Source organism: Pseudonocardia sp. TRM90224, assembly GCF_021245725.1.
Classification (GTDB): domain Bacteria; phylum Actinomycetota; class Actinomycetes; order Mycobacteriales; family Pseudonocardiaceae; genus Pseudonocardia.
On sequence record NZ_JAJGSX010000039.1, the window covers coordinates 24488 to 47742 of the forward strand.

A 23255-nucleotide genomic window follows, 5' to 3' on the forward strand; every position below is an offset into this window, starting at 1 on the left:
GGAGCAATCATGGACGACACCAAGTTGACGGATTTCCTGAACAGGTTCGTCGGTGATCTCGGGGCGACGATGGCTGCCGGGAACGTGGTGGTGGGTGAGCGGCTCGGGCTGTACCGCGCGCTCGCGACCGAGCCCATGCTGCCGGCCGACCTGGCCACGCGGACGGGCACCGCGGCCCGGTACGTCGACGAATGGCTGCGCGGCCAAGCGGCAGGCGGCTACGTCGAGTACGACCGGGACACCGGCCACTACTCGCTGAGCCCCGAGCAGGCCTTCGCGCTCACCGACCCGGACGGGGTCGTCTTCGCCCCTGGCGCCTTCCAGCTCGCCCTCGGCACCCTGCGTGCGGAGGAGCGGATCACCGAGGCGTTCCGCGACGGGCGAAGGTGTCGGCTGGCACGAACACGACAACGAGGTGTTCGTCGGCTGCGAGCGCTTCTTCCGGCCCGGGTACAACGCGAATCTCGTCGACGGATGGATCCCGGCGCTGGACGGGGTGGAGGAGAAGCTGCTCGCGGGAGCGGCGGTGGCTGATGTCGGTTGTGGGCACGGCGCCTCGACCGTCCTCATGGCGCAGGCGTTCCCGAACTCCCTGTTCACGGGAGTCGACTACCACCGCGCGTCGGTCCAGGAAGCGCGCAAGCGTGCGGCCGAGGCCGGTGTGCACAACCGGGTCACGTTCGAGCAGGCCGCGGCGCACGACTTCGACGGCGGCCCGTACGACCTCGTCGCGACGTTCGACTCCTTGCACGACATGGGCAACCCCCAGGCGGCCGCCGCCCGGATCGCGACGGTGCTCGCGCCGGGTGGCACGTGGATGATCGTCGAACCGTCCGCGGGGGACGCGGTCGCCGACAACCTGAACCCCGTCGGCCGCGTCTACTACTCCTTCTCGTCCTTCCTCTGCGTGCCGAACGCCTTGTCGCAGGAAGGCGACTACGCGTTGGGGGCACAGGCCGGTGAACAGGCGATCCGCTCGATCACCGAGGCGGCGGGTTTCGGCCGGTTCGAGCGGGTGGCGGAAACGCCGTTCAACAAGGTCTACGAAGTCAGGTTCTGACCCGGCCTTCCTCCCGGGCCGCTGTCGGCAAATCGACGGCAGCCCGGGAGTTGCCGATTCCCGAAGTCGAGGGAGTTCCCTCTATGGCGACGGCTCGCGCCCGGATGTGCTTGCTGTGGTTCGGGTCGAACGGTGCCCGACCGCTGAGCTGCCCAGTGGAGAGGGGTCGAAATGGACAGCTACGTAGAAGTGTGGTCGGCGGCCGGCGTCGAACGCGCCGTGCTCGCCGGTGAGCGTCTGACACTGGGGCGTTCCCGGCGCAACGACATCACCATCGACGATGCGCAGGCTTCCCGGCTGCACGCGGTGATCGAGCTGCTGGGCGGGGCGTGGTGCGTCCGGGACGTCAGCTCTCGCAACGGCACCTACGTCAACGGCGGCAGGATCGTCCAGCAGACGTCGTTGCGCAGCGGCGACGAGATCCGGATCGGGCGCACGCGCCTCGTGCTGCGGGCAACGGAGGCGGACACGGACGTCGAGGCGACGGCCGCCCAGAAGCCGCCGCCGCGGCTCACGCACCGGGAACGGGACACCCTCATCGCGCTCTACCTCCCGGTCTTCTCGACCGACACGTTCACGGAGGCAGCTACTCCCCGGGAGATCGCGCAATCGCTCTGGATCACTGAGGCGGCCGTGCGCCACCACCTCGCGAACCTCTACGACAAGTTCGGCATCGACGGAACCGGTGAGAAGCGGCGGACCCAGCTCGCGAACGAGGCGCTCCGCCGCGGGGCCATCACCCTCGCCGACGTCCGCGCTGCGCACGAGGCCCGCGAACAGCGGGCCGCCGGGTACGACTGAGCAGATCCCGGGGCGGATTCCGGCGGTCTGCGAAATACCTGGCAAACCGTGCAGGGAACCTTGCGGCGACGACATGGTGCGCTCCCGTCGGGTGGCGAATCCTCATTCGTCAGTCGCCGTTGTGGCTCGGCTCGATGAGCTCCGAAATGTCTTCCGCAGCGGCCCGGGAATGGAGTGACCCATGGTCTTCCGATCGACACCGCTGCGCATCCGCCCCTTTCGTCGTGACGAGCCGGAGACGTTGGACGCGGTTTTCGACGGGCTGTCGGCGCGCGCCAGGTTCATGCGCTTCCACGGCCCTGCGCCGCGGCTGACCGAGAGCGTGCGCCGTGCGCTGATGGATGTCGACGGGAGCCACCACATCGCGCTGGTCGCGGAGACGGCCGGCGGGGACGGCACCGCGCGCCCGATCGGCATCGTCAGGTGCGTCCGTACCCGCGTGGGCGGCACCACCGCCGACGTCGCCATCATGGTCGCCGACGCGTGGCAGCGGCGCGGTGTCGGACGATCGTTGGTCGCGGCACTGGCCGAGCGGGCGGCCGAGGAAGGGATCACCCGTTTGCAGGCGCGTGCCCTGCCGACCAATTACGGCGCTGTCGCGCTGTTCCGGGCGGCGTTCCCCAGCGGGTTCACCATCCCCGACGACGACGCGATCGTCATGATCGCCCTGATGGCGGGCGCGGGGGCGTTGGAGGTCACTCTCGACGACGTGCTCGCCGATCTCGCGAAGTGATCGGATGATGCTCCGATGAGCCGCGAGTTCTCGACCGAATTCTTCAGCGCCCTGGAATCGTCGATCGGTCCCGACGGTGTCGACACGACGCCGGAGGCGTGCGCCCGCTATGGCAGCAACCGGCTGCCGGGTGGCGACCGGCAGGTCGCGGGAGTGGTCATGCCGGCCACGACGGCGGACGTCGCCGCTGCGGTCCGGCTCGCCGGCGAGCACGGCATGACCTTGTGGCCGACCAGCACCGGTCAGAACCTCGGGCTGGGCGAGTTCTCGCCGGTCCGGTCGGGGCAGGTGGTGCTCCACCTCGGCAAGCGGATGAACCGCGTGCTCGACGTCGACGAGCGGCTGGGGTTCGCGGTCGTCGAGCCCGGTGTGACCTTCTGGCAGCTGCGCGCGGAGCTGCGGGCCCGCGGCGACAAGCTCATGCTCAGCTCCACGTCCGGCCCGCCGGAGGGCAGCATCCTCGGCAACGCGCTCGACCGCGGTGCCGGGTACACGCCGTACTTCGACCATTTCGGGATGCTGTGCGGGCTCGAGGTGGTGCTCGCCGACGGCTCGGTGCTGCACACCGGCGACGGGCTCCTGCCGGGCGCGGCCACCCGCTTCGTCAACAAGTCCGGTTTCGGGCCGCTCCTCGACGGCATGTTCTCGCAGTCCAACTTCGGGATCGCGACCCAGGCGGCGATCTGGCTGATGCCCCGGCCGCCTGCGGTGGTCGGGTTCGCGTTCACCTTCCCGGAGGACGACGACCTCGCCGAGATCATCGAGCTGGTCCGGCCGCTCAAGCTGTCCAACGCCGTGCCGACCTTGATCAAGGTGACGTCGGACGTCTACGCGTTCGGCACGCGGTGCACCTATCCGTTCGAGCGGACGGGAGGGGCGATCCCGTTGCCCGACACCGTCCGGCGGGAGCTTCGTGAACAGCACGGGACGGGTGCGTGGACGGTCACCGGCGCGCTCTACGGCCCGAGCGCTGAGGCCGTCGCACCCGCGATCGAGCGGATCCGGGCGGTCTTCGAGGGCTCGGGTCGGGCCACCTACCATCCGCACGACCGGATGCTCGACGATCCGCTGCTCCGCATTCACCTCGACACCTTCAGCGGCGAACCGACCGACAGCGAGCTGGGCCTGCTGAACTGGCGCCCCGGCGGTGGCGCCACCTGGTTCCTCCCGGCCACCCCGATGATCGGGGAGGTGGCGCAGCGCCAGCAGGAGCTCTCCCGGCGAATCCTCACCGAGCACGGATTCGAGTACGTCGTCGAGTTCGTCTGCGGGCCGCGCGCCGCGCGGGCGCTGCACATCATCCCGTTCGACCGCTCCGACCCGGCCGAGGTCGCGCGCATGAATGCGGCGTACGACGCGCTCGTGGCGGCCCACGACGCCGCCGGCTTCCCGATCGGGCGCACGCCCGTCGATCGGCAGGAGTGGGCGATGCAGCGGCTCCCGCAGTTCCAGGACGTCACGTCGAGGATCAAGGGCGCGCTGGACCCGCACGGGATCATCGCGCCGGGGAAGTACGGAATCCGGTGACGCGAACTCGGGCCGGCTCACGCCCGGCGTTGCGCCCTCTTCGCGACGTAGGCGACCAGCTCGGTCCGGGAACGCACGTCGAGCTTCCGGTAAATGGTGGAGAGGTGGCGCTCCACCGACTTCCGTGAGAGGAAGAGCGCCGCCGCCACTTCGGGGTTGCTGTGTCCCTTCACGACGGAGAGGGCGACCTGCAGCTCCTGCGCGGTGAGGTCGTCGAGGCCCGGGGCGGCGGTGGACGTCTCGGCGGCGGGCGCGCCGGCGAGGGTGAGCGCGGAGCGCGTCTGGTCGATCCACGACGTGGCACGCAGGCGTTCGAAGGTGGCCAGCGCCTCCGTGAGCAGGCCGCGCGCCCGGGTGGGCTGGCGACGGCGCCGCCGCAGCAGGTGGTTGGCCCAGGCGAGCCGGGTGCGCGCCTCCTCGAACGGGATCTCGACGCGGTCGAGGCGCCGGAGCGCCCGAGCGAAGTGGTGATCGGCGGTGTCGCCGGTGGCGAGGATGCCGTGGCAGCGGGCAGCGACGGCGGCCGGCCACGCCAGCCCGGTGCCGGCGGCTCGACGATCGAGGTCGGCGAGCCGGCGCAGCGCGTCGTCGCGGCGGTTCGTGTGGATGAGCGCCTCGATGTGGTCGCCGTGCCACGGCACGGTCAGCGGACTCTCCAGACTGACCTCGGCGACCGCGACGGCGACCTTGTCGAGCCACGTGGCTGCGCCGCGGTGGTCGAGCCTGCCGAGCGCGTAGCGACCCCTGGCCGCGTCGGCGTAGACGGGGATGCAGTCGACCCCTCCGGTCAGACCGAGCTCGGCGGCGGACGCTGCAGTCGACATGGCGGTGTGGTCACCGCGGTTGGCGAGGATCCAGGCGTACTTGACCATGGCGAACGATTCCGCGCCGAGCTGCCCGAGCTCACGGCCGAGCCGGATCGATTCGGCGGCGTCGGCGGCGGCGAGCGTCCACGAGCCGGTCCAGTCGCCGAGCTCGCTGCGGTGGGCCAAGGCGTTGGGCAACGCTGCCGGCACCGACGAGTCGCGTGCGGTGTCGATGATCTGGTCGATGAGGACGCCGGACTGCTCGAACCGCTCCGCCCAGGTGAGCGACTGCGCCGCGTGGCAGAGCGCCGGCAACCAGGCGAGGTCGTGGTGCGGGGAGAGGTCGATGCGCCCGCGGTCGAACAGCTCCACGCCGGCGGCGACGTCGCCGTTGAGGATCATGACGTGCGGGACGATGGGCCACGGCAACCGGTGCCGGCGCATGTCCGCGACGCTCAGCTGCTTCTGCGCGCGGGCGCCGACCTGGGCGGCGTCGCGCGGGCGGGCGCCCATGACCTCGAGCAGCGCCCATTCGAGCAGGAGGGTCGCCGCCCGCACCGGGTCGGAACCCTCGACGTCCGGCGCGGTATCGGCGAAGACGGCCCGGGCCTCGTCGAGGCGGCCCGACCACATCGCCGCGTGCGCGTACGCGGCACGGGCATCGGCCCGCAGCCCCGCGTCGTCGCTCGCCGCGTAGGCCTCGCCCGCCCACGCCTCGGTGAGGTCGAGCCGGCCGGCGAGGCCGGCGGCGGCGCTGGCATCGAGCAGCCGTCGGGTGCGGTGCTCGGTGGCCGGGGACAGCTCGGCCGCCCGTCGCAGCGTGCGGGCCGCGGTGAGGTGCCCGCCTGCGCGCTGCGCTCGGCCCGCCGCGTGCTCCAGCCCCGCGGCGATGGCCTCGTCGGGGGCGTCGGCCGCGGCGGCGCGGTAGAGGATTCCCAGCCGCGGATCGGCGGTGGCCGCCAACGCCGCGTAGGCGGCCGCTTTGACCGGCGGCGATGCGGCATCGACGATGGCGGCCCGCAGCAGCGGGTGGGTGAACTCGACCCGACCTTCGACGAGGTCGACGATGCCGGCGGCCTCGGCGTGGTCGAGCAGCCCGGGATCGGCACCGGCCGCGCGGATCGCACGTCCGACCGTGGTGAGGTCCGAGTCGACGCAGACGGCCGCCACCAGCAGCGCCTGTCGCGTGGCCGGGTCGAGGCGCGTGATCCGGCTGCTGATCAGCCGGAGCAGGGCGCGCGCGCCCGCGTCCGGCGGCGGCAGCTGCGACTGCCCACGCAGCTGGGCCGCGGAGAGCGCGGCGACCAGCTCACGCGCGGCGAGCGGGTTCCCGTCGGAGGCAGCGGCGAGCTCCGCCGCAACCCGGGGAGCGATACCGACATCGGCGGCGAACGTGGTCAGCAGCACCCGGCTCTCGGCCGTCGAGAGCCGCTCCAGCTCCAGCTCCGGCAGCGGTGCCAGCGCCGCCGCGGCGTCCTCGTGCGTCCTGACCGTCATCAGCAGGAGCACGGGCTGATCGGCCAGCCGCCGCCCCACGAAGAGCAGCGTGTCGCGGGAGGTCGGGTCGAGCCAGTGCGCGTCGTCGACGACCAGCAGCAGCGGCGTGTCCTCGGCGACGAAGGTGATCAGGCTGTGCACCGCGGTGCAGATCGCGTACGAGCTGGTGACCGGTGGCTGACCGACCTGCCCGGCCACGGCACGAAGCACCGCGGCCTGCTGGCGGGGAAGTTGCTCGACGGCGTGCGGGAACACCCTGATCAGCTCGCCCAGACCGGAGCACGCCAGCTCGACCTCGGACTCCACACCGCGCAGCGTGACCACCGTGTAGCCGTTCGATCGTTGCGCCACGTCGCTGACCAGCGCCGACTTCCCGATCCCCGGCTCGCCGCGCACGACCAGCGCGCCACCGGAGCCCGCCTGTGCCTGGCGGAGCAGCTCCCCGATGTGCGCCCGCTCCACCGCCCGTCCCACGATCCCGCCGCCGCGGCGCAGCGTCCCGACGGCGTGCAGTTCGCGCCGTCGTTTCGCTTGGGGATCGCCGTTGCGGGCCGTCACGGTGGTCGCCGCGGAGCCGGCGAAGCCACCTCCGACGACGGCGACGTCCCACCGCGGCCCGCTCCGGCATCCATCAGATCGACTCCGGGCCTGCCGGTCGGATGTTCTGGTTGACGTGGAACGTGTTGTCGGGGTCGTAGCGGCGCTTGACCTGCGCGAGCCGGTCGTGGTTCGCCCCGTAGGCCGCGCGGACGCGGTCGGGGCCCTCGTCCATGAGGAAGTTGACGTAGGCGCCGCCCGCGGACATGGGGTGCAGCTGCTCCCAGTAGTCGCGGGTCCACTGCGTGATCGCGGCGTTGTTGGCGGGGTCGGGGTCGACGCCGACGATGACGCCCGCCCAGCCGCCGTTGCGGTGGGGGAACGCGGTCGCACCGACGTCGACGCGGCTCGCGGCGCCGTCGAAGGGGTAGAGGTGCATCGTGGAGTGCCCGGTCGGGAGCAACTCGCCGAACCGGCAGTGGACGTCGATCGCCTCGTCGGTGATCTCGTCGAAGACGTCCGCGCGCCAGTACCACTGCAGGCCGGCGGGGTACAGCGGGTCGAAGGCGCTCTGCAGGACGTTGAACGGCATCTCCTGCAGCCCGACGACCAGCGGGGAGCCGAAGGTGCGGATCGGCTCCAGCACCTGGTCGGCCTGCTCGTGCGCACCGGTGTAGCACCACACGATCGCGCAGGCCTTGCGTCCCCACAGCTCCTCCGGGAACGGCGGTGCGCCCGGGATGGTGATCAGGCCGATCCAGCCGCTCAGCTCCTCCGGCAACGACGGCAGGAGCTCGCGGTACCAGCGCATCACGGCGGCGGTGTCGGCGATGTCGTAGAGCACGGGCCCGCCGATGATCGTCCCGCTCTCGCCGATCGGGTGGCAGCGGAACGTGACGGAGGTGACGACGCCGAAGTTGCCGCCGCCGCCGCGCAGCGCCCAGAAGAGGTCGGGGTGAGAGCTCTCGCTCGCGGTCACGAAGCTGCCGTCGGCGAGCACGACGTCGGCGGAGACCAGGTTGTCGACGGTGAGGGCGGCCGGCGATCCCTGGTCGAGAGCGTGCAGCACCGCGGTCAGGTCGTCGCCGCGGAAGCGGGCGATGGCGGCCTTCCCGTGGCGCAGCACACCGGCGAGGTCGCCGTTTTCGACGCCGGCCACCGCGGCTTCGCGTTCGCGCATGAACGCGCTGACGTCGACCTCGCAAGTGGGGCTGTCCTGCCAGCACAGGTCCCTGCTGGCCACGACGAGCGCGGGGTCGTCGCGCAGGACCTGGCGCAGGAGGTGCAGCTCGCGGCGCAGGTTGGTGAGCGCCTGCGCGTCCGACGAGTCGGGCCAGAACAACGCGGCGATGCGTTGCCGGGACTGGGCAGCTCCTGCGTGCACGGCGAGGAAGCCCACGAGCGCGGCGGTGTGCGTGGAACGGGTGCTGACGGCGCCCGGTCCGCCGTCCGTCAACGACTGATCACCGAGCAGGACGACAACGATCACGTCGGCCTCCTCCCGATCGGCCGACCGGGCGTCCGACCAGCCATGCCTACGTAGATTGACGAATACCGGGGGCGCCCCGCAGATACATCGTTTTCGTGCTCGGGCAACTACTTCGCGATCGGCTTCATGCAGATGGCCGTGCCGGTTGTCGTGACCCCGCGCTTGCCCTCCCAATAGGAACGGGTGGTTTCGGGGTACGCGACGCACGCCGTGGTGCCGCCGTCGCTTTCGGTCACCCCGTCGACCCGGCCGAGGACGACGAACGCCGCCTCGGGCGCCGCGCAGTCGACCTTGGTGATCTCGTCCGCGTCCTTCGCGCCGGTCAGGCAGTCGCCGACGCCGGCGCTGCCGGCCGAGGAACGGGCCGCCGAGATACCGAAAACGATGAGTGCGGCGAACCCGCCGGCCAGCACGACCATCAAGATCGCCCCGGTCCGCTTCTTGCGCCTCTCCGCGGCTGCGGCGGGGTCGTCCATCGGCTCCGAAGGCGGCGGTGTGGACGGGCCGCTCCGAGGATCGCGCGGGTCGCCGGGCCGGTGGGGCGGGGGCCCGGGCGGGGCCGGGTGGCGCACGTCGGGCGGGTTGGGCGGCCGGCGCTGCGGCGGTGCGGGGGGCCGGTGGTGCGGCACGCCTGGCGCATGCGGCATACCGGTCGAGCCGGGACCGGGGCGCGCGTGTGGGCGTCCGGCGGGCGGGCCGCCGATGGTCTGTGCTCTCCAGCCGACCGGCGCCGGCCGGCTGGAGGATCCTCGCCCGCCCGGCGCGACCGGGTGGGGCGGCCGGGCCGCCTGCGCCGCCCGGAAGGTCTGGCCGGGCGGTTCGGAGAGGTTCACGGTGGGCTCGCTCGCCGCAACCTCGACGTCGGGCGCGGCCCTGCCGTCGACGACCGGGAGGGGCTGCAGCGGGTGGGGTGGTGGGACGTTGCTCCGACCGTCGCTCATCATCCGTCTCCTGACCGGTGGTGTGGGGCTGCAAGCACTGTCACCGTCAGGCCCGATCGTGCCCATGGCGGCGGCGATAGGTTTTCGACGCACGCTGTCAGGCGAATCGCTGCAGCCACCGCGAGCAGCAGCTCACCCCGGGGTTGGGGGAGGGCAGGAAAGCCACTTTCCGGTCCTCACAGGGCAGGAAAGTGGCTTTCCTGCCCTACACACACCCGGGGCGCGCCGTGGGCCACATGGAACCGTGTGGTCGTCACGGAGCCCTGTGGATCAACCACAGGGTTCCATGAGGCGACCCCGGCCGACCTGTGCAACGTCGAGCCAGGGGCTGCGGCGATTCACCTGACAGCCACTTTCCTGGTACCGCCGCGGCTGGGTTGGGATACGTCCTGCCCTTCCCGGACAGGCCCGCCGGCCTAGCCGCAGCCGCGCCCCTTACCGCGGATCGTCCGCCGGAGTGTCGGGTGCATGAGTCGTGGGCCTGTTCGGCTCTCCGTTCGAGTTCGCCTCTCCCCGAGGTCGCGGTGTGTCGGCGCCAGGTCTGGCGTGGGAGCGGGGTTCGGCCGCAGGCCGCCGGGTTCCGTGCATCTGGACGACCGGACGGCGCGGCTCGGTGTTGAGGAGCAGTTGCGCCACGTCGGGGCGGCCGTAGTGGCCCGTGGGGTCGAGCAGTGACTTCGCCAGTGGCAGCAGGCCGAGGTCGATGTCGGCGAGCACGAGGCCTTCCTGCCGCGGGCTGAGCGTCCGGCCGATCGGGCGGCCGTCGGGGGCGAACACCTGTGCGAAGCCTCCGCTTCCCCCGCAGAGCAGGGCGGCCTTCTCCCCGTCGCCCTGAGCGAAGAGCGTGAGGCCGGCCTCGCCGAGCATGGTCGTGGCCGCGACGACGTAGCAGCCGCCCTCCAGGGCGTAGACCTGGCTCACCCGCAGGTTGGCCTCATGGCTTAGCGCATACACGAGCTCCGGCTCGGCGAGGTTCGGCCAGCTCGCCACGTGGACCTGCTCGCCCATGCCGTACATCGCCGCCCTGAGGAGCGGCTGGAGGTGCTCCCAGCAGTTGAGGGCGCCGATCCGGCCGACGCCCGGCATATCGCGGACGACGAGGTCCGACCCGTCGCCCTCGCCGAAGACGGACCGCTCGACGTGCGTCGGCTTGATCTTCCGCCGGGTCGCGACGACCTCGCCGTCGCGACCGAACAGGAACTGCGCCATGTAGATCGAGCCACCTGCGCGCTCGCTCGCGCCGAGCACAACGTTGATCGAGTTGTCCGCCGCGGCCTTCCGCAGGCGCTCGAAGCGGGCATCGCCCACGACGATGGAGTTCTCGTGGTAGCGCTGGACGAACTGGGTGCCCCAGAGCGGGCTGCCGATCCAGATCCATGCCGGGTAGCCCGGGATCCACGCCTCGGGGAACGCGACCAGCGACGCACCCGCGGTGGCGGCGTCGCCGATGATCCCGATGGCCTTCTCGGTGCTGGCATCCGCATCGAGCCACACCGGCTCGGCCTGCACAGCAGCAGCAACGAAACTGTTCGTGGTCATCGCACTCGCTCTCGCCGGAAGACGGTGCGCGACGCTAGCCGTGGACCCGCGACGGCAGGGGTGCGGGAGTGCACGGGGTCCGGTGCTGGAGCGCACGATCATCGGGAGGCGGGTCGAGCACACGGTAACCTCGCCCACGTCCATGATCGATCCGCGCCTGCACGGAGTCACGTTTGCAACTCTCGCTGGATCTCAGCGATGTCCCGGCCGAGGACCGGTTGGCCGTCTGGCGGTCGGCAGCCGAGGCCTCCTTCGTCCCGGTGGAGATCGTCGCCGGCGACGACGGCCTGTCGAGCGCAACGCTGCACAGCCACGATGTCGGGGACGTGCGGGTGTGCGACGTCCGGGCCGGCGCGGGCCGGGTGGTGCGCAACCGCCGGCTGACCGGCGACTCGTCCGAGGACTACGTGATCGTCGCTGTGCAGCGGAGCGGGTCGGGCCGGGTGGTGCAGGACGGGCGCGACGCGGTGCTGTCACCCGGGGACGTCGTCTGCTACCGGACGACCCGGCCGTACGAGCTGCTCTACGGCGGGCCGTTCTGGCAGTCGCTGGTCAGGATCCCGCGTGCGCTGCTCGCGTCCCCCGACGCGGTGCTCGCCGATGCGACGGCCAACCCGATCCCAGCCGGCAGCGGGGTCGGCCGGCTGCTGGTGCCCCTGCTGTCCGGCCTCGCCGAGGACGCGGCGAACTTCGCGGGTCGACCTGGCGAGCACGAGCTCGCCAACGCGGTGGTCGAGCTCTTCGGTGCGGCTGTCGTCGAGCGCCGCGCAGGTCGCAAGAACGGTCCGCAGAACGCGCGGGAGGTGTTGCGAGCTCGCATCCGGAATTTCCTCGAGAATCGGCTCGGCGACCCCGACCTCAGCCCGCGCAACGTGGCCGCCGAGCACAACATCTCGGTGCGACACCTCCACAAGCTCTTCTCGGAGGTCGGCACGACGTTCGGGGGTGCGCTGCGCGACGTCCGCCTGCGGGCCGCCGGTCGCGAATTGCATCGGCCGGGCGCTGCACATTGGACGATCGAGGCGGTGGCCCGGCGCTGCGGTTTCGCCGACGTCTCCTATTTCAGCAGGTTGTTCACCCGCGCCTACGGGGTCAGCCCGCGCCAGTGGCGAGCCCGGACGTCGGACGAATAGTCCTTTCGGGTCCGATGGCGACCGATGTGGACGGACCGGCCGGGCCGGTGGGTCGAATCCGGGGCCGGACTGCAGGTGCGCCAGCACTTGCGTCGCATGGTAGGAACCTTCCGCGATCGGTTCCGCGGCAGCACCGAGGGGGTGGAGCGAGGGCTGGTGTCGAGGGCTGATGCCGTTCCCCAATCGTCGTATCTGCCTTGTCGGCGGGGTCGACACTTTTCGCCGAATGTCACTCAGGAGTTCGTGAACCGTGCGTCGAGAAAGCAACAAGAACGCCTCCGCCCATCCGCACGACAAGGTGGTCCGCAAGCGGCTGACGTTGGTGGTCCTCATCCCCAGCGTGACGTTGTTGGTGCTCTGGGGCGTGGCGTCGTCGTTCTTCGTCCTCAATGGTGTTTACGTGAGGGCGGTCGCGGCGTCGGTGCGGCAGGTGTCGATCCCCGCTGTCACCGCGCTCGCCGCTTTTCAGGAGGAGCGCCGGCACGTCCTGCAGTACCTGGACAATCCCGCGTTGGACCAGCGTGAGCTGACGGCCCGGTGGACGCTGACGGACCAGCGGCTCGCGACGCTCGAGACGGCGTTCGACTCGACGATCGCCTACGCGCCGAACGAGATCGCGGTCAAGATGACCGCGTTGAAGGGCCAGTTCGACTACCTGACGGTGCTGCGGTTCCAGATCAGCACACGCGGCATCGACCGCGCGCAGGTGAGCTCCTACTACGACGGGGTGCTGGACACGGCGTCGAACCTGTTCGACACCCAGGCCCGGGTGGTACCCGACGCGCAGGCCGCGATGGGCGGTCTCACCGCGGTCGCGGTCTTCCGCTCTGCGGAGTTGATGTCGCGCGAGAGTTCGCTGGTGTCGTCGGCGTTGGCGGCCGGGGTGTTCGTCCCGGAGTCCTTCGTCCGGTACACCCAGCTGCTCGGCTTCTACCGCACGCAGCTGGCGCAGGTCGCGCCGTTCCTCGAGCCCGAGGTCCGCGCCGACTACGAGGCGCTGACCACCAGCGCGACCTGGCAGCAGCTCGCCGGCGCGGAGGATGCGCTGGTCCGCCACGGTGCGTGGGTGGACCCCGAGCGGGAGCCCGCACCGGTGGCTGCGGCCGACTGGCAGCGCCTCACCGCCGACGTCGCCGATCGGCTCAACGGCCTCGCCATCAAGCAGGCCGACAAGGTCTCCGCCGCCGCTCTCGCCTCCGGCGACCGGCAGTTGCTGAACGCGGTCATCGGCAGCATCGTGGCGCTGCTCGCCTCGGTGATCGCGATCCTGCTCGCGGTGCGGGTGTCCCGCTCGCTCGTCGACCGCACGTCGGTGATGGCGCGGCTGGCCCGGTTGCGAGACGACGCGCTCGACCTCGCCCGCAACCGGTTGCCGAGCATCGTGCAACGGCTCAAGAGCGGCGAACCCGTCGATCTGGACGACGAGCTCCCCAGGCTGGACCACGGTGAGGACGAGATCGGTCAGGTCGCCGATGCGTTCAACGCCGCGCAGGAGGCTGCGGTCAACGCTGCCGTGAGCGAGGCTAAGGCCCGCAGCGGGTTGAACAACGTGTTCCTCGGCATCGCGCACCGCAACCAGGTCCTGGTTCACGAGCAGCTGCGGCTCATCGACGAGCTGGAGAGCAGGGAGGGCGACTCGACGCAGCTCGCCTCGTTGTTCCGGCTCGACCACCTCTCCGCGCGTGCCCGCCGAACCACGGAGAACCTGATCATCCTCGGTGGTGGGCAGCCCGGCCGCCGCTGGCGCAAGCCGGTCGCGCTGATGGAGGTGCTGCGTGCGGCGGTGTCGGAGACCGAGGAGTACGCCCGGGTCCGGGTCGAGCAGATCCCGGACGTCGCGATCGTCGGGGCCGTGGTGGCCGACGTGGTGCACATGGTCGCCGAGCTGGTCGACAACGCGACCTCGTTCTCGCCGCCCGGCGCGCCGGTCGAGGTGACGGGCCGCGCGGTCGCACGCGGTGTTGCGGTCGAGGTCTCGGACCAGGGGCTCGGCATGAAGGACGACGTCCGCCAGGAGGCCAACCAGATGATGGCCGCCCCGCCCGAGTTCGATGCGATGGCGCTGCGGGCCGACGCCACCCTGGGCCTGTTCGTGATCGCGCGCCTGTCGGCCAGGCTCGGCACCACCGTCACCTTCGACCCGTCGCGGCTGGGAGGGCTGCGGGTGACGGTGCTCATCCCTTCGCAGCACCTGTCCGCCGCCCAGCCCGTGGAGCCGGCCGACGAGGTCGACAACGGGAGCACCGCGTTGACCCCGCCCGCAGCTTGGGCTGCTCTGGACACCCGCTCGGCGACGTCGACGGCCCGACTTCCGGAACAGGTCGCCGACCGGCCGCGACCGCGACCGCGCCCCGCCCCGGCGCCGACACCGGCAATGGCGCGAGCCGAATCCGTGCCCGCCGTCGCGCCCAGGGCGACGCGCGCCGACGGTCCTGCCGCGCCGGCACTCGTACCCAGCGACGACCGGCCGAGGTTGCCGCAGCGCAAGCCCCAACAACACTTGGCCGCCGAGCTCCGGGAGGAGCCCGAGGACGGCCTTGCCGAGGCTCCCGCGGGAGAGCGGACGGCGCATTCCTTGGCGGCGTTCCACAAGGGCACCCGCCTGGGTCGGGAGGAGCGCCGTGATGTCTAGGAGCGCCTAGTTCACGACCGGTCACAGGAAAGTGCACACAGGAAGCCAAGGGAACCCTCGCATGAACGACCGCAGGAACGTCACGCCCGATCTCAACTGGCTGCTGGACGACGTCGTGAACCGTGCCGCCGGCGCGCAGGGCGCCATCGTGCTGTCCGCCGACGGACTGCAAATGGGCAGGTCCGCCGGTATGAGCCGGGACGACTCCGACTACCTGGCCGCGACTGCTTCCAGCTTGCAGAGCCTTGCCAAGAACGCGAGCCGCCATTTCTCCCGCGGTCAGGTGCTGCAGAACATGATCGAGATGGAGCGCGGGTACCTATTCGTCCTGGCGGCCGGCCGCGGGGCCTGCCTCGCGCTGCTGGCGGAGGACAGCGTGAACGTCGAGATGATCGCTTACCAGATGAACCGGCTGGTCAAGCAGGTGGGTGACTACTTGGAGGTCGCTCCGCGTGATGCCCGACCGCCGGTTCCGGAAGCCACATGAGCGGTGACGACGGCTGGTACGACGAATCAGCCGGTCCATTGGTGCGGCCGTACACGATCACCAATGGCCGTACACCGACCGATGACGCGCAGCTCGATCTCTCCACCCAGGTGATGGCGCTGCGCTCGGAGCTGGTGCCGGCGGGACTGGGCCCCGAGCACGTCACGGTTCTGCACGAATGCCTCTCGCCGGTTTCCCTCGCCGAGATCGCGGCGCACATGAAGCTCCCGCTCGGGGTCGTCCGGGTTTTGTGCGGCGACCTCATCGAATGGGGTCTGGTCATCACGCGGTCCCCTTCCGACCGTCCGGCGGAGCAGCCGGACCTCGAAATACTCCAGGCGGTTCTCGATGGCCTCATCAACTACTGACCACCCGGAGGCGGGTTTCGTCCCCACCCCGGTCAAGATCATCATCGCGGGCGGGTTCGGTGCGGGGAAGACCACCATGGTCGGCTCGGTGAGCGAGATCCCGCCGCTGACCACCGAGGAGGTGCTCACCGAGGCCAGTGCGGGTGTCGACGACCTGTCCGGTGTCGAGCGGAAGAACACGACGACGGTCGCGCTCGACTTCGGCCGGATCAGGATCTCGCCGCGGCACGTGCTCTACCTGTTCGGCACGCCGGGGCAGACGCGGTTCTGGTTCATGTGGAACGACCTGGCGCGCGGCGCGATCGGGAGCATCGTGCTCGTCGACACCCGCCGGCTGGACGCCAGCTTCGCGGCGATCGATTTCTTCGAGCGCCGCGCCATCCCCTTCGTCATCATGGTGAACTGCTTCGACAACGCACCGCGCTACACCGTCGGCGAGGTCCGCGCCGCCTTGGCCATCCCCGATCGGGTGCCGGTCCTGTTGGGCGACGCCCGTGACCGGGACTCGAGCAAACTCGCGTTGGTCCGGCTGGTGCGGCACGCGATAGCGATGCTGCCGATGCCGGCCTGATCGGGCTACCTGCAGCTGGAGCAGCCGGCCGTGTACTGGCAATCGGTGCACGGGCCGCAGATCACGGGCTGGCCCATCCCGCCCGAACACCAGCGATAGCAGATCTGGTGGCATTCGCAGAAGCAGTAGAACCTGGCCCCGCCGGCCGCGGCTGCGCGAACCTGCGGGACGAACTGGCCGAGAAGCCGATCCCCCCAGCGCTCGATGAGGTCAGTGGCCTTGTGCGTCACGGTCATCGACTGCTCCTCCGCCGAAAGGCTGCCAGCTCGGGAACCATCGACCGGAGCGCCTTGCGGCGTCAACGACGATGGCAGGATCGGAGGGGAATTCGGCAGCTCTGTCGTGCCGAACTGTCGGTGCGCTCTGCGACCGTCGCCTCATGGAGCTGCACGGACTGCGCGCGCTGGTGACCGGCGCCGGCACCGGGATCGGGCGCGCGATAGCCGAGCGGGTCGCGGCTGACGGCGCGATCGTGCACGTCAGCGACGTCGACGCGGCCGGTGCGGCCGAGACGGTGCGTCGCGTGCGTGCGGCCGGTGGCCGCGCCGAGCCGCGCATCGCCGACCTCCTCGTGCCGGCCGAGCTCGCCGCGCTGGCCGCCGAGCCCGTCGACCTGCTGGTGAACAACGCCGGCGGCGGCGGGCACATCCCGCCGAGCTATCCGAACGCTCCGCCTGCGGAGTGGAGCGCCACGCTGGAGCTCAACCTGCGGGTGCCGCTGCTGCTCGCCCAGCTCTGCGGCGCCCGGGCCGTCGTCTCGATCGCCTCGATCGCCGGCCTGGGCACGGATGCCTACGCCGGGGTGGAGTACGCAGCCGCCAAGGCGGGGCTGATCCGCGCGACCACGAGCTTGCGCGGGTTCACGCCCCGGTACTCCTGCGTGGTGCCCGACTGGGTCGAGACCGAGCGGGCGCGGCGCGAGCTGGCTGCCATGCCGGCCGCCCAGCGGGCCGCGGAGCTGCCGCTGGTACCGCTGGCTCTGCTGGCCGAGCAGGTCGTCGGCCTGCTGCGCGACGACACCGCCGCCGGCCGCGTGGTCGTCCTGGACCGGGGCGAACCACCGCGCGACCTCGACGCACCGCGCGTCGTCACCTGAACTCCTCCAGTTCCGCGGCCGGAAACCTCCCCACCGTGTTGGGCACTTGCGCGCCGAATCGGCGCGCGTCCAACCAAAACGGTGGGGAGGTTTCCATCAGGTCGCGTTTCCGGTCAGGTCGTCGGAGCGGCCCGCCTCGATCCGCGACCACTGCGCGATGGGCCGCCCGTTGACCCGCGTGTGCTCCACCATGTTCTTTGGCCAGCCCTCGGGCGAGTCCTCCCACGGCTCCCGGCGCCCGTACACGGTCAGATCCATCATCGAGTAGTTGATGTCCTGCACCTCGACGCCGCGGTTCGTCGTCCAGTAGGTCTCGAACACCCGATCGCCGTCGCGCAGGTAGCAGACGATGTGCATCATCCCGATCGTCCGCCCGACGAGCAGGGTCTCCAGGGAGTCCTTCGCGGAGTACCACGGCATCGTCCAGCCCATGAAGTCGTGGTAGCGGATGCTCTCGTCGTAGGGCCCCTGGCAGAACACCGCGAAGGTCACGTCGCGGGAGTGCAGGTACGACAGCTCTCCCATCTGAGTGTTGTTCCACGTGCAGCCCTCGCACTGCTGGGACGCGGGCTGCCCCGGGTGCCACATGAAGTAGTAGGTGATCAGCTGCTGGCGCCCCTCGAACGCGTCGAGCAGGGTCGTGGGCCCGTCCGGCCCGATCAGCTGCGTGGTGGCGTCCACCTCGACCATCGGCAGTCGTCGCCGGGCCGCCGAGATGACATCACCGGCGCGCGTGTGCGCCCGCTCCCGGACCCGCAGCGCGTCGAGCTCGGCCTGGAACGCATCCCGGTCGACGACCGGGGGCATGCTCATCGACTCGTTCGTCATGTCGGCCTCCTGAAGTAGGTACTGCAACTCAGCGGTTGCCACACTATCGCAACCTCTGAGTTGCGTCAACGCCAACCGTGATGGGGCAGCGGCACCGCTCGGTTCGCGGGAAATCGAAATGCGCCGGTCGAGATCGGCGCAAGGCCGGCAGTACGCGCAGATCACCTTCATCGACGCCGCGGTCCGGCTGTGGCGCGACAGCGGTCGCACCGTCGACTGGGCGGTGATGGGTGACGCGGCGGCGCTGGACCGGATGGTCCGCAGGAACCTGCCGCCCGGGCACCGTGGGGTGTCCCGGGAGCTGGTGCAGCAGCAGTTCCGGTTCTGGGGGCAGTACTTCGCCGAGGAGGAGATGGCCGCGGTGAAGCTGATGACCGATCGCTACCGCACCGAGGACCCGTCGGCCGCGTTGGGGCTCGACGAGGCGCTGCGGCGGGTCACGATCCCGACTTCGCGGCGCTCCCGAACTACCGCAAGCTCGTCGACGAGTACAACGAACGAAATCCGGACCGGGCGGTCGCGCACCTCCATTGAGGAATGCGTGACAATACATTCGCAATTCGGTGGCCCGCCGCGGCCTGGCTCCTTAGCCTTCGTGGCATGACCAGGACGAACCTTCGAGTACAGGTCGATCTGCGGTCGGGCGACCGGTTCCGCACATGCTGGGTGGAGCCGCGCGTGAAGGTCGGGGATCGCATCACGCTGCGGAACTCGAACGATCCGCAGGAGCTGTGGGACGTCCTGCGCGTCGGTGCGCCGGTCGACGCGGGCAGCATCCGCCGCGGCTGGGACAACGACATCTGACGCCGGGCGCCGCAGGCCCCGCGAGCCGCCGGACGCCACATGGAACCTTGTGGCGGTCGTACGACGATGAAAGTCGACCACAGAGTTCCATGTGGCGCCGGGAGGCCGCTGGCTCAGTGTGAGCCCAGCAGTGCCCGATTCAGCAGTTCCCGATTCAGCAGTTCCCGATTCAGCAGTGCGGAGTCTTCCGGTAGCAGCCCCACTGGCGGACGACGTTGTTGCACATCTGCTCCCAGCAGCACCAGATCTCCGCGTAGGAGGCGTCGCCTTCGCAGCGGCACTGCTTCTCGGCGGGCGTGCAGGCCGCGTGTGCCTCGGCCTGCGGGACCAGAACCGCCAGCAGCTTGTCGCTCGCGGTGCGGACCATCTTCAACACGTCGTCTCCAACCTCGCCGGACCCTCCGGCGTGGCTGGGAGTTTAGGAAGCGGCGGTGGCACCGACCGCACTTTTCGATCTTCTCCGAACCCCGGAACCGTCAGCGCAGCCTGACGATCACGACCACACCCATGACGGCGATGACGCCGGCCGCCGCGAGCAGCGCCAGCGACACCCCGTCGACGAACGCGGTGTGCGCCATGGTGAGCAGTTCCGCGGGCCGGGCGCCGGGGGAGCCGATCAGGCCGGCGTAGGTGTCGGGCAAACCGTCGCCGGGTGGGACGCCCAGCCGGTAGACGGCGGCGGCCAGCGCACCCAGCAGGGCGATGCCCAGCGCCCCGCCCAGCTCGTTCGCCGCCTGGGCCGCGCCCGACGCCGTCCCGGCCGCGTGCGCCGGCGCCGCTCCGATCACGATCTGGGTCACCAGGACCGTGGTCGGCGCGACCCCGATGGAGATCACGACGTTCGCCACCACGACGCCCCAGAGGCCGCCCATGCCGGGCATCGCGGAGAGCGCCAGCAACCCGGCGCCGACGAGGAGCAGCCCGGTGCCGACGAGCGTGTGCTGCGGAACGGTCCGGACCAGCCTGGGCACCAGCGTGGTCGTCGCGACGAGCGCCAGCATCCCCGGCAGCGTCACCACCGCGGCGAGCAGCGGGGTGAGCCCCAGCCCGAGCTGGATGTAGAGGGCCAGCAGCATCGAGACGCCGAACATGACGAACGAGGTGACCACGTTGGTCGTCAGTCCCAACCCGAAGCCGCCGGCCCGGAACAGCGTCAGGTCGAGCGCGGGTGCGGCGATCCGGCGTTGCCGCAGCACGAACAGGGTCAGTCCGGCGGCGCCGACGGCGAGCCCGGTCAGCGCGATCGCGTCGACACCCTCCAGCGAACCGTGTTTGGCGCCATAGACGAGGGCGAGGATGCCTGTGATCGACAGGCCGACGCTCACCAGGTCCGTTCGTGCGGTCGGGTCGCCGGGGACGGTGGGCAGCAGCCGCGGTCCCGCGATCACCACCAGCGCCATCAGCGGCACGTTCAACCAGAACACGGCGCTCCAGTGGAACGAGACCAGTAGCAGCCCACCCAGCACCGGGCCCAGCGCGCCCCCGGCGGCGAACGAACCCATGAGCACGGCCATGGCGCGGGCCCGGCGGTGCTCGTCGGAGAAGAGGGTGAACGCGAGGGCCATCGCCGATGGCACGACCGCCGCGCCCGCTACGCCCTGCAGCGCACGGGCCAGGATCAGGACCGTTGCGTCCGGTGCGAGCGCCGCGATCGCGGAGGCGACCCCGAACGCGCTCGCGCCGATCACCAGCGCGCGCCTCCGTCCGATCCGGTCGGCGAGTGAGCCCATGGTCAGCAGCGAGGCGGCGATGAGGAAGCCGTACACGTCGGTGATCCACAACGCTGCGCTCGCCGACGCGCCGATGTCGGGAACGATCGAGGGCATCGCCAGGAACAGCACGGTCAGGTCCATCACGACGACCACGCACGGCACCGTCAGCAGCGCCAACGCCCACCACGCGCGGGTGCCGTCGCCGTCGATCACCGATGGTCCAGGCCGGTTCAGCTCGTCTGTCATACCGCTAGAACCTCGATCGATGCGCGAACTCATCGGGCTCGCGCAAAAGCCATGCAGGTCTGGCGTTCCGGCCGAAAACGCTTCATCATCAGCCGCGTCGATCGAGTACGGACTGGGCGGGCGTCGAGGCAGTTGAGGGGACAGGCCGGTGAGTCCGGACGGCTGCTGAGGCGCTTCGGCCGCCGATACGCAGCCGCTGTGCGCCTCGTCGTGCTGGTGCCGATCGGGTCGATCAGCCTGCTGGAAGCGCCCCCGGAGCGTGCCGCGAGCGTTGCCGTCGCTGTTGCGGTGCTGGCGATGTGGACCTGCGGCTACGCGTGGTGGCTGAGCAGGGCCGGCGGCATGGTGCTGCCCCTCGCCCTCGATGTCGTCGTGATGCTCGGCGCCAGCACCGGCCCGTGGACCGGCGTCGTCGGGGACGACAACCGTGCCCCGCTGAGGCTGCTCGTCACGTTCGCCGCCGTGACCTACCAGTGGTACACGCCGCCGGTGGTGGGCAGTCTCGCTGCGCTGGTGACAATCGGTGGGTTGCTCGGGAGCAGCGTGGCCGGGGGAGCGGACGTGAGCACAATGTCCGGGCAAGGGTGGGTGCTGGTGGCGGCGGCGCTGTCCCGAGCGGCGTGGACGCTGGTCCTGCGCGCCGCAACGCGGGCCGATGAGCTGGCGGCCGAGGCCGAGCGGGCGCGTCGTGCGGCGCAGGTCGAGGCCGCCGTCCGGGCCGACCAGCGGGAGCTCGCGAACGCGCTGCACGACACCGCTGCCACGACGATGCTCATGGTGGGCACCGGCCGGGTGCCCGCGGGCGCCGGCTGGCTGGCGCCGCAGGCGCGTCGCGACCTGGAACGGATGCGCAGCGACGGGCGGGAGCCACCCGATCGCGCCGACCTCGTCGCCCTGCTGCGCGAGGACCTCGAAGCGGCGCACCTCACCGTCGAGTTCGAGGGCCCGGAGCAGCTGCCGTTGCCCTTCGACGTGGCACGGGCGATCGCGGACGCCACCCGGGAGGCGCTCAACAACGTTCGTCGCCACGCGGGTGTGGAGCGGGCGGTCGTCCGGCTCGGCGGTGCCGCTGGCGGCTTGTGGTTGGAGATCGCCGACGAGGGGACGGGGTTCGCGACCGGTGACGTCCGGGCGACCAGCCGTGGCCTGACGCATTCGGTGCTCGGCCGGATGAGGCGGATCGGCGGTGCTGCCGTGATCACCTCCGCCGTGGGGACCGGCACCGTCGTGCGGCTGGAATGGCCGGGTGGTGCCGGATGAGCGGCGACGCTGCCGAGGAACTGGCCCGGTCGCAACTGCTGCGCGGCTTGCGGATCGCGACGCTGCTCGTGGCCGCCGTCATCGCGCTCGCGCTCGGCGGCTCGCACCTGGTGCGCAGCCTCGACGTCCACGACCACGTGCTCGTACAGGTCACGTCCTTCGTGATGCTGGGTGCGGTGCTGGCCGGCGAGGCGGCGCTGCTCGTGCTGCGCCGACCTTGGGGGCGCCTGCGCCGGCCCGCCATCGCCGTGGTGCTCGCGGCGTCCGTGCTCTCGTCGGTGACCCTGCCGGACGGGCAGACCTCGACCACCGTCGACTGGATGTTCGGTGCGGCCAACTTCGTGGGCCTCGTGGTGCTGCTCGATCGCCCGCTGCGGATCGTCGGAGCGTTCCTGGCCACCCATGAACTGATCGCGGTGCTGAACCTGGTGCTGCTGCACGACGTGACCCGCGACGCGTTGCTGCGGCTCGCCACCGGCTCGGTGAACGTGATCGGGGTGCCGCTCTGCGTCGCGGTGGGAGCGTCCGCGGTGCGTGGAATCCATGCGGCGGCGCTGGCGTCGCGGCAGGAGATCGAGCGGGTGCGCACGAGGGAGGCCGTCGCGGCGGAGGCCCACCGCCGGCGGCAGCACCGGTTCGCCGAGATCGCTGCGACGAGCGTCCCCTTGTTGGAAGGGCTGGCCGACGGGTCGCTGCCCCCCGACCGCCCCGACGTGCAGCGGCGATGCGCGGTGGAGGCCGCCCGGATGCGGCGCCTGTTCGCGGAATCGGACACGGTCGAGAATCCGCTGCTGCACGAGCTGCGCCATTGTGCGGACCTCGCCGATCGCAAGGGTGTGGTCGTGGAGTTCGACGCACGCGGTCACTGGCCGACGCCGCCGCTGGCGGTCCGGCGCGAACTCACCGATGCCGCGTTGACCGCGCTCGCGACCGCCGCCTCGTGGGCCCGGGTCACCGTCGTGGGCGATGCGGACCTCGTGTCGGTGAGCGTCGTCGCCGACTGCGGGGACGTCGAGGTGCACGATCCGGCGAGCGCCGATGTGCGGGTCGAGACGTTCGCGACCGACGACATGATGTGGATCGAGGCGCGGTGGCAGCCGGCTCGGCAGGGAACACCATCACGGCGCTGATCATCACGGCGCTGATCATCAAGCGCTGCCGGGGTGCGGCCTGAAAGAGTGCCCGTCG

Annotated in this window: 23 protein-coding genes; 15 read left to right on the top strand and 8 right to left on the bottom strand. The window is 71.0% G+C overall.

Features of this window, described 5'->3' with window-relative positions; translation table 11 throughout:
- The first annotated feature begins 9 nt into the window (after positions 1-9).
- The 5 genes from LL648_RS34860 (at position 10) to LL648_RS34880 (ending at position 4121) form a co-directional block, all read left to right on the top strand.
- Entirely contained in the window at positions 10-534 is a 525-nt protein-coding gene (locus LL648_RS34860) for a hypothetical protein (protein ID WP_232667089.1), read from the top strand.
- Positions 497-1060, top strand: coding sequence for a class I SAM-dependent methyltransferase (locus LL648_RS34865; RefSeq protein WP_232667090.1), 564 nt, complete (start codon positions 497-499; stop codon positions 1058-1060). The genes LL648_RS34860 and LL648_RS34865 overlap by 38 nt, the downstream gene beginning before the upstream one ends.
- Before the next feature lie 171 nt (positions 1061-1231).
- Positions 1232-1861, top strand: coding sequence for an FHA domain-containing protein (locus LL648_RS34870; RefSeq protein ID WP_232667091.1), 630 nt, complete (start codon positions 1232-1234; stop codon positions 1859-1861).
- 181 nt (positions 1862-2042) lie between these two features.
- Entirely contained in the window at positions 2043-2594 is a 552-nt protein-coding gene (locus tag LL648_RS34875) for a GNAT family N-acetyltransferase (RefSeq protein ID WP_232667092.1), read from the top strand.
- 15 nt (positions 2595-2609) lie between these two features.
- Positions 2610-4121, top strand: a complete 1512-nt coding sequence (locus tag LL648_RS34880; RefSeq protein WP_232667093.1) for an FAD-binding oxidoreductase — start codon at positions 2610-2612, stop codon at positions 4119-4121.
- Positions 4122-4138: 17 nt separating this feature from the next.
- Here the strand turns inward: LL648_RS34880 and LL648_RS34885 are convergent, their stop codons facing one another.
- The 4 genes from LL648_RS34885 to LL648_RS34900 form a co-directional block, all read right to left on the bottom strand.
- On the bottom strand, positions 4139-6982 hold the full coding sequence (locus LL648_RS34885; RefSeq protein WP_232667094.1) for an AAA family ATPase: 2844 nt from the start codon (positions 6980-6982) through the stop codon (positions 4139-4141).
- Positions 6983-7055: 73 nt separating this feature from the next.
- Complete coding sequence (locus LL648_RS34890; protein ID WP_232667095.1) at positions 7056-8450, bottom strand: BBE domain-containing protein; 1395 nt, start codon at positions 8448-8450, stop codon at positions 7056-7058.
- A gap of 107 nt (positions 8451-8557) precedes the next feature.
- The gene (locus tag LL648_RS34895; protein WP_232667096.1) at positions 8558-9391 is read right to left on the bottom strand and encodes an LppU/SCO3897 family protein; all 834 of its coding nucleotides are present in this window, start codon (positions 9389-9391) and stop codon (positions 8558-8560) included.
- Positions 9392-9826: 435 nt separating this feature from the next.
- On the bottom strand, positions 9827-10930 hold the full coding sequence (locus LL648_RS34900) for a carbon-nitrogen hydrolase family protein (protein ID WP_232667097.1): 1104 nt from the start codon (positions 10928-10930) through the stop codon (positions 9827-9829).
- 173 nt (positions 10931-11103) lie between these two features.
- On the opposite strand from LL648_RS34900, the gene LL648_RS34905 reads away from it, so the two are divergent.
- From LL648_RS34905 to LL648_RS34925, 5 genes are all read left to right on the top strand, one after another.
- Entirely contained in the window at positions 11104-12063 is a 960-nt protein-coding gene (locus LL648_RS34905) for a helix-turn-helix domain-containing protein (protein WP_232667098.1), read from the top strand.
- 250 nt (positions 12064-12313) lie between these two features.
- Positions 12314-14695 carry a sensor histidine kinase gene (locus LL648_RS34910; protein ID WP_232667099.1) on the top strand — a complete coding sequence of 794 codons (2382 nt, stop codon included), beginning with the start codon at positions 12314-12316 and terminating at the stop codon, positions 14693-14695.
- Between the two features lie 61 nt (positions 14696-14756).
- A complete protein-coding gene (locus LL648_RS34915; protein ID WP_232667100.1) occupies positions 14757-15182 on the top strand; it encodes a roadblock/LC7 domain-containing protein in 426 nt (141 codons plus the stop codon).
- Positions 15179-15550 carry a DUF742 domain-containing protein gene (locus tag LL648_RS34920; protein WP_232667101.1) on the top strand — a complete coding sequence of 124 codons (372 nt, stop codon included), beginning with the start codon at positions 15179-15181 and terminating at the stop codon, positions 15548-15550. Before LL648_RS34915 ends, LL648_RS34920 begins: the two co-directional genes overlap by 4 nt.
- Entirely contained in the window at positions 15531-16121 is a 591-nt protein-coding gene (locus tag LL648_RS34925; protein ID WP_232667102.1) for a GTP-binding protein, read from the top strand. The genes LL648_RS34920 and LL648_RS34925 overlap by 20 nt, the downstream gene beginning before the upstream one ends.
- A 5-nt stretch (positions 16122-16126) precedes the next feature.
- Here LL648_RS34925 and LL648_RS34930 read toward each other — a convergent pair whose 3' ends face one another.
- Complete coding sequence (locus LL648_RS34930; RefSeq protein ID WP_232667103.1) at positions 16127-16357, bottom strand: hypothetical protein; 231 nt, start codon at positions 16355-16357, stop codon at positions 16127-16129.
- A gap of 143 nt (positions 16358-16500) precedes the next feature.
- Here LL648_RS34930 and LL648_RS34935 point away from each other — a divergent pair, with 143 nt between their 5' ends.
- Positions 16501-17217, top strand: coding sequence for an SDR family NAD(P)-dependent oxidoreductase (locus LL648_RS34935; protein ID WP_232667104.1), 717 nt, complete (start codon positions 16501-16503; stop codon positions 17215-17217).
- A 96-nt stretch (positions 17218-17313) separates the two neighbouring features.
- On the opposite strand, the gene LL648_RS34940 is transcribed toward LL648_RS34935, so the two are convergent.
- Positions 17314-18045 (bottom strand): DUF899 family protein, encoded by a 732-nt coding sequence (locus LL648_RS34940; protein ID WP_232667105.1) that lies wholly within the window; start codon positions 18043-18045, stop codon positions 17314-17316.
- 118 nt (positions 18046-18163) lie between these two features.
- Between LL648_RS34940 and LL648_RS34945 the strand changes: the two genes are divergently transcribed.
- Positions 18164-18649: a hypothetical protein gene (locus tag LL648_RS34945; protein ID WP_232667106.1), complete on the top strand. Its 486-nt coding sequence runs from the start codon at positions 18164-18166 to the stop codon at positions 18647-18649.
- Positions 18646-18849, top strand: coding sequence for a hypothetical protein (locus LL648_RS34950; RefSeq protein ID WP_232667107.1), 204 nt, complete (start codon positions 18646-18648; stop codon positions 18847-18849). The genes LL648_RS34945 and LL648_RS34950 overlap by 4 nt, the downstream gene beginning before the upstream one ends.
- A gap of 169 nt (positions 18850-19018) precedes the next feature.
- Here LL648_RS34950 and LL648_RS34955 read toward each other — a convergent pair whose 3' ends face one another.
- Positions 19019-19225, bottom strand: coding sequence for a hypothetical protein (locus LL648_RS34955; protein ID WP_232667108.1), 207 nt, complete (start codon positions 19223-19225; stop codon positions 19019-19021).
- 100 nt (positions 19226-19325) lie between these two features.
- Positions 19326-20807, bottom strand: a complete 1482-nt coding sequence (locus LL648_RS34960; RefSeq protein WP_232667109.1) for an MFS transporter — start codon at positions 20805-20807, stop codon at positions 19326-19328.
- Between the two features lie 198 nt (positions 20808-21005).
- Here LL648_RS34960 and LL648_RS34965 point away from each other — a divergent pair, with 198 nt between their 5' ends.
- Both LL648_RS34965 and LL648_RS34970 read left to right on the top strand, forming a co-directional pair.
- On the top strand, positions 21006-22067 hold the full coding sequence (locus tag LL648_RS34965; RefSeq protein WP_232667110.1) for a sensor histidine kinase: 1062 nt from the start codon (positions 21006-21008) through the stop codon (positions 22065-22067).
- Entirely contained in the window at positions 22064-23197 is a 1134-nt protein-coding gene (locus tag LL648_RS34970) for a hypothetical protein (protein ID WP_232667111.1), read from the top strand. The genes LL648_RS34965 and LL648_RS34970 overlap by 4 nt, the downstream gene beginning before the upstream one ends.
- Positions 23198-23255 lie beyond the last annotated feature (58 nt).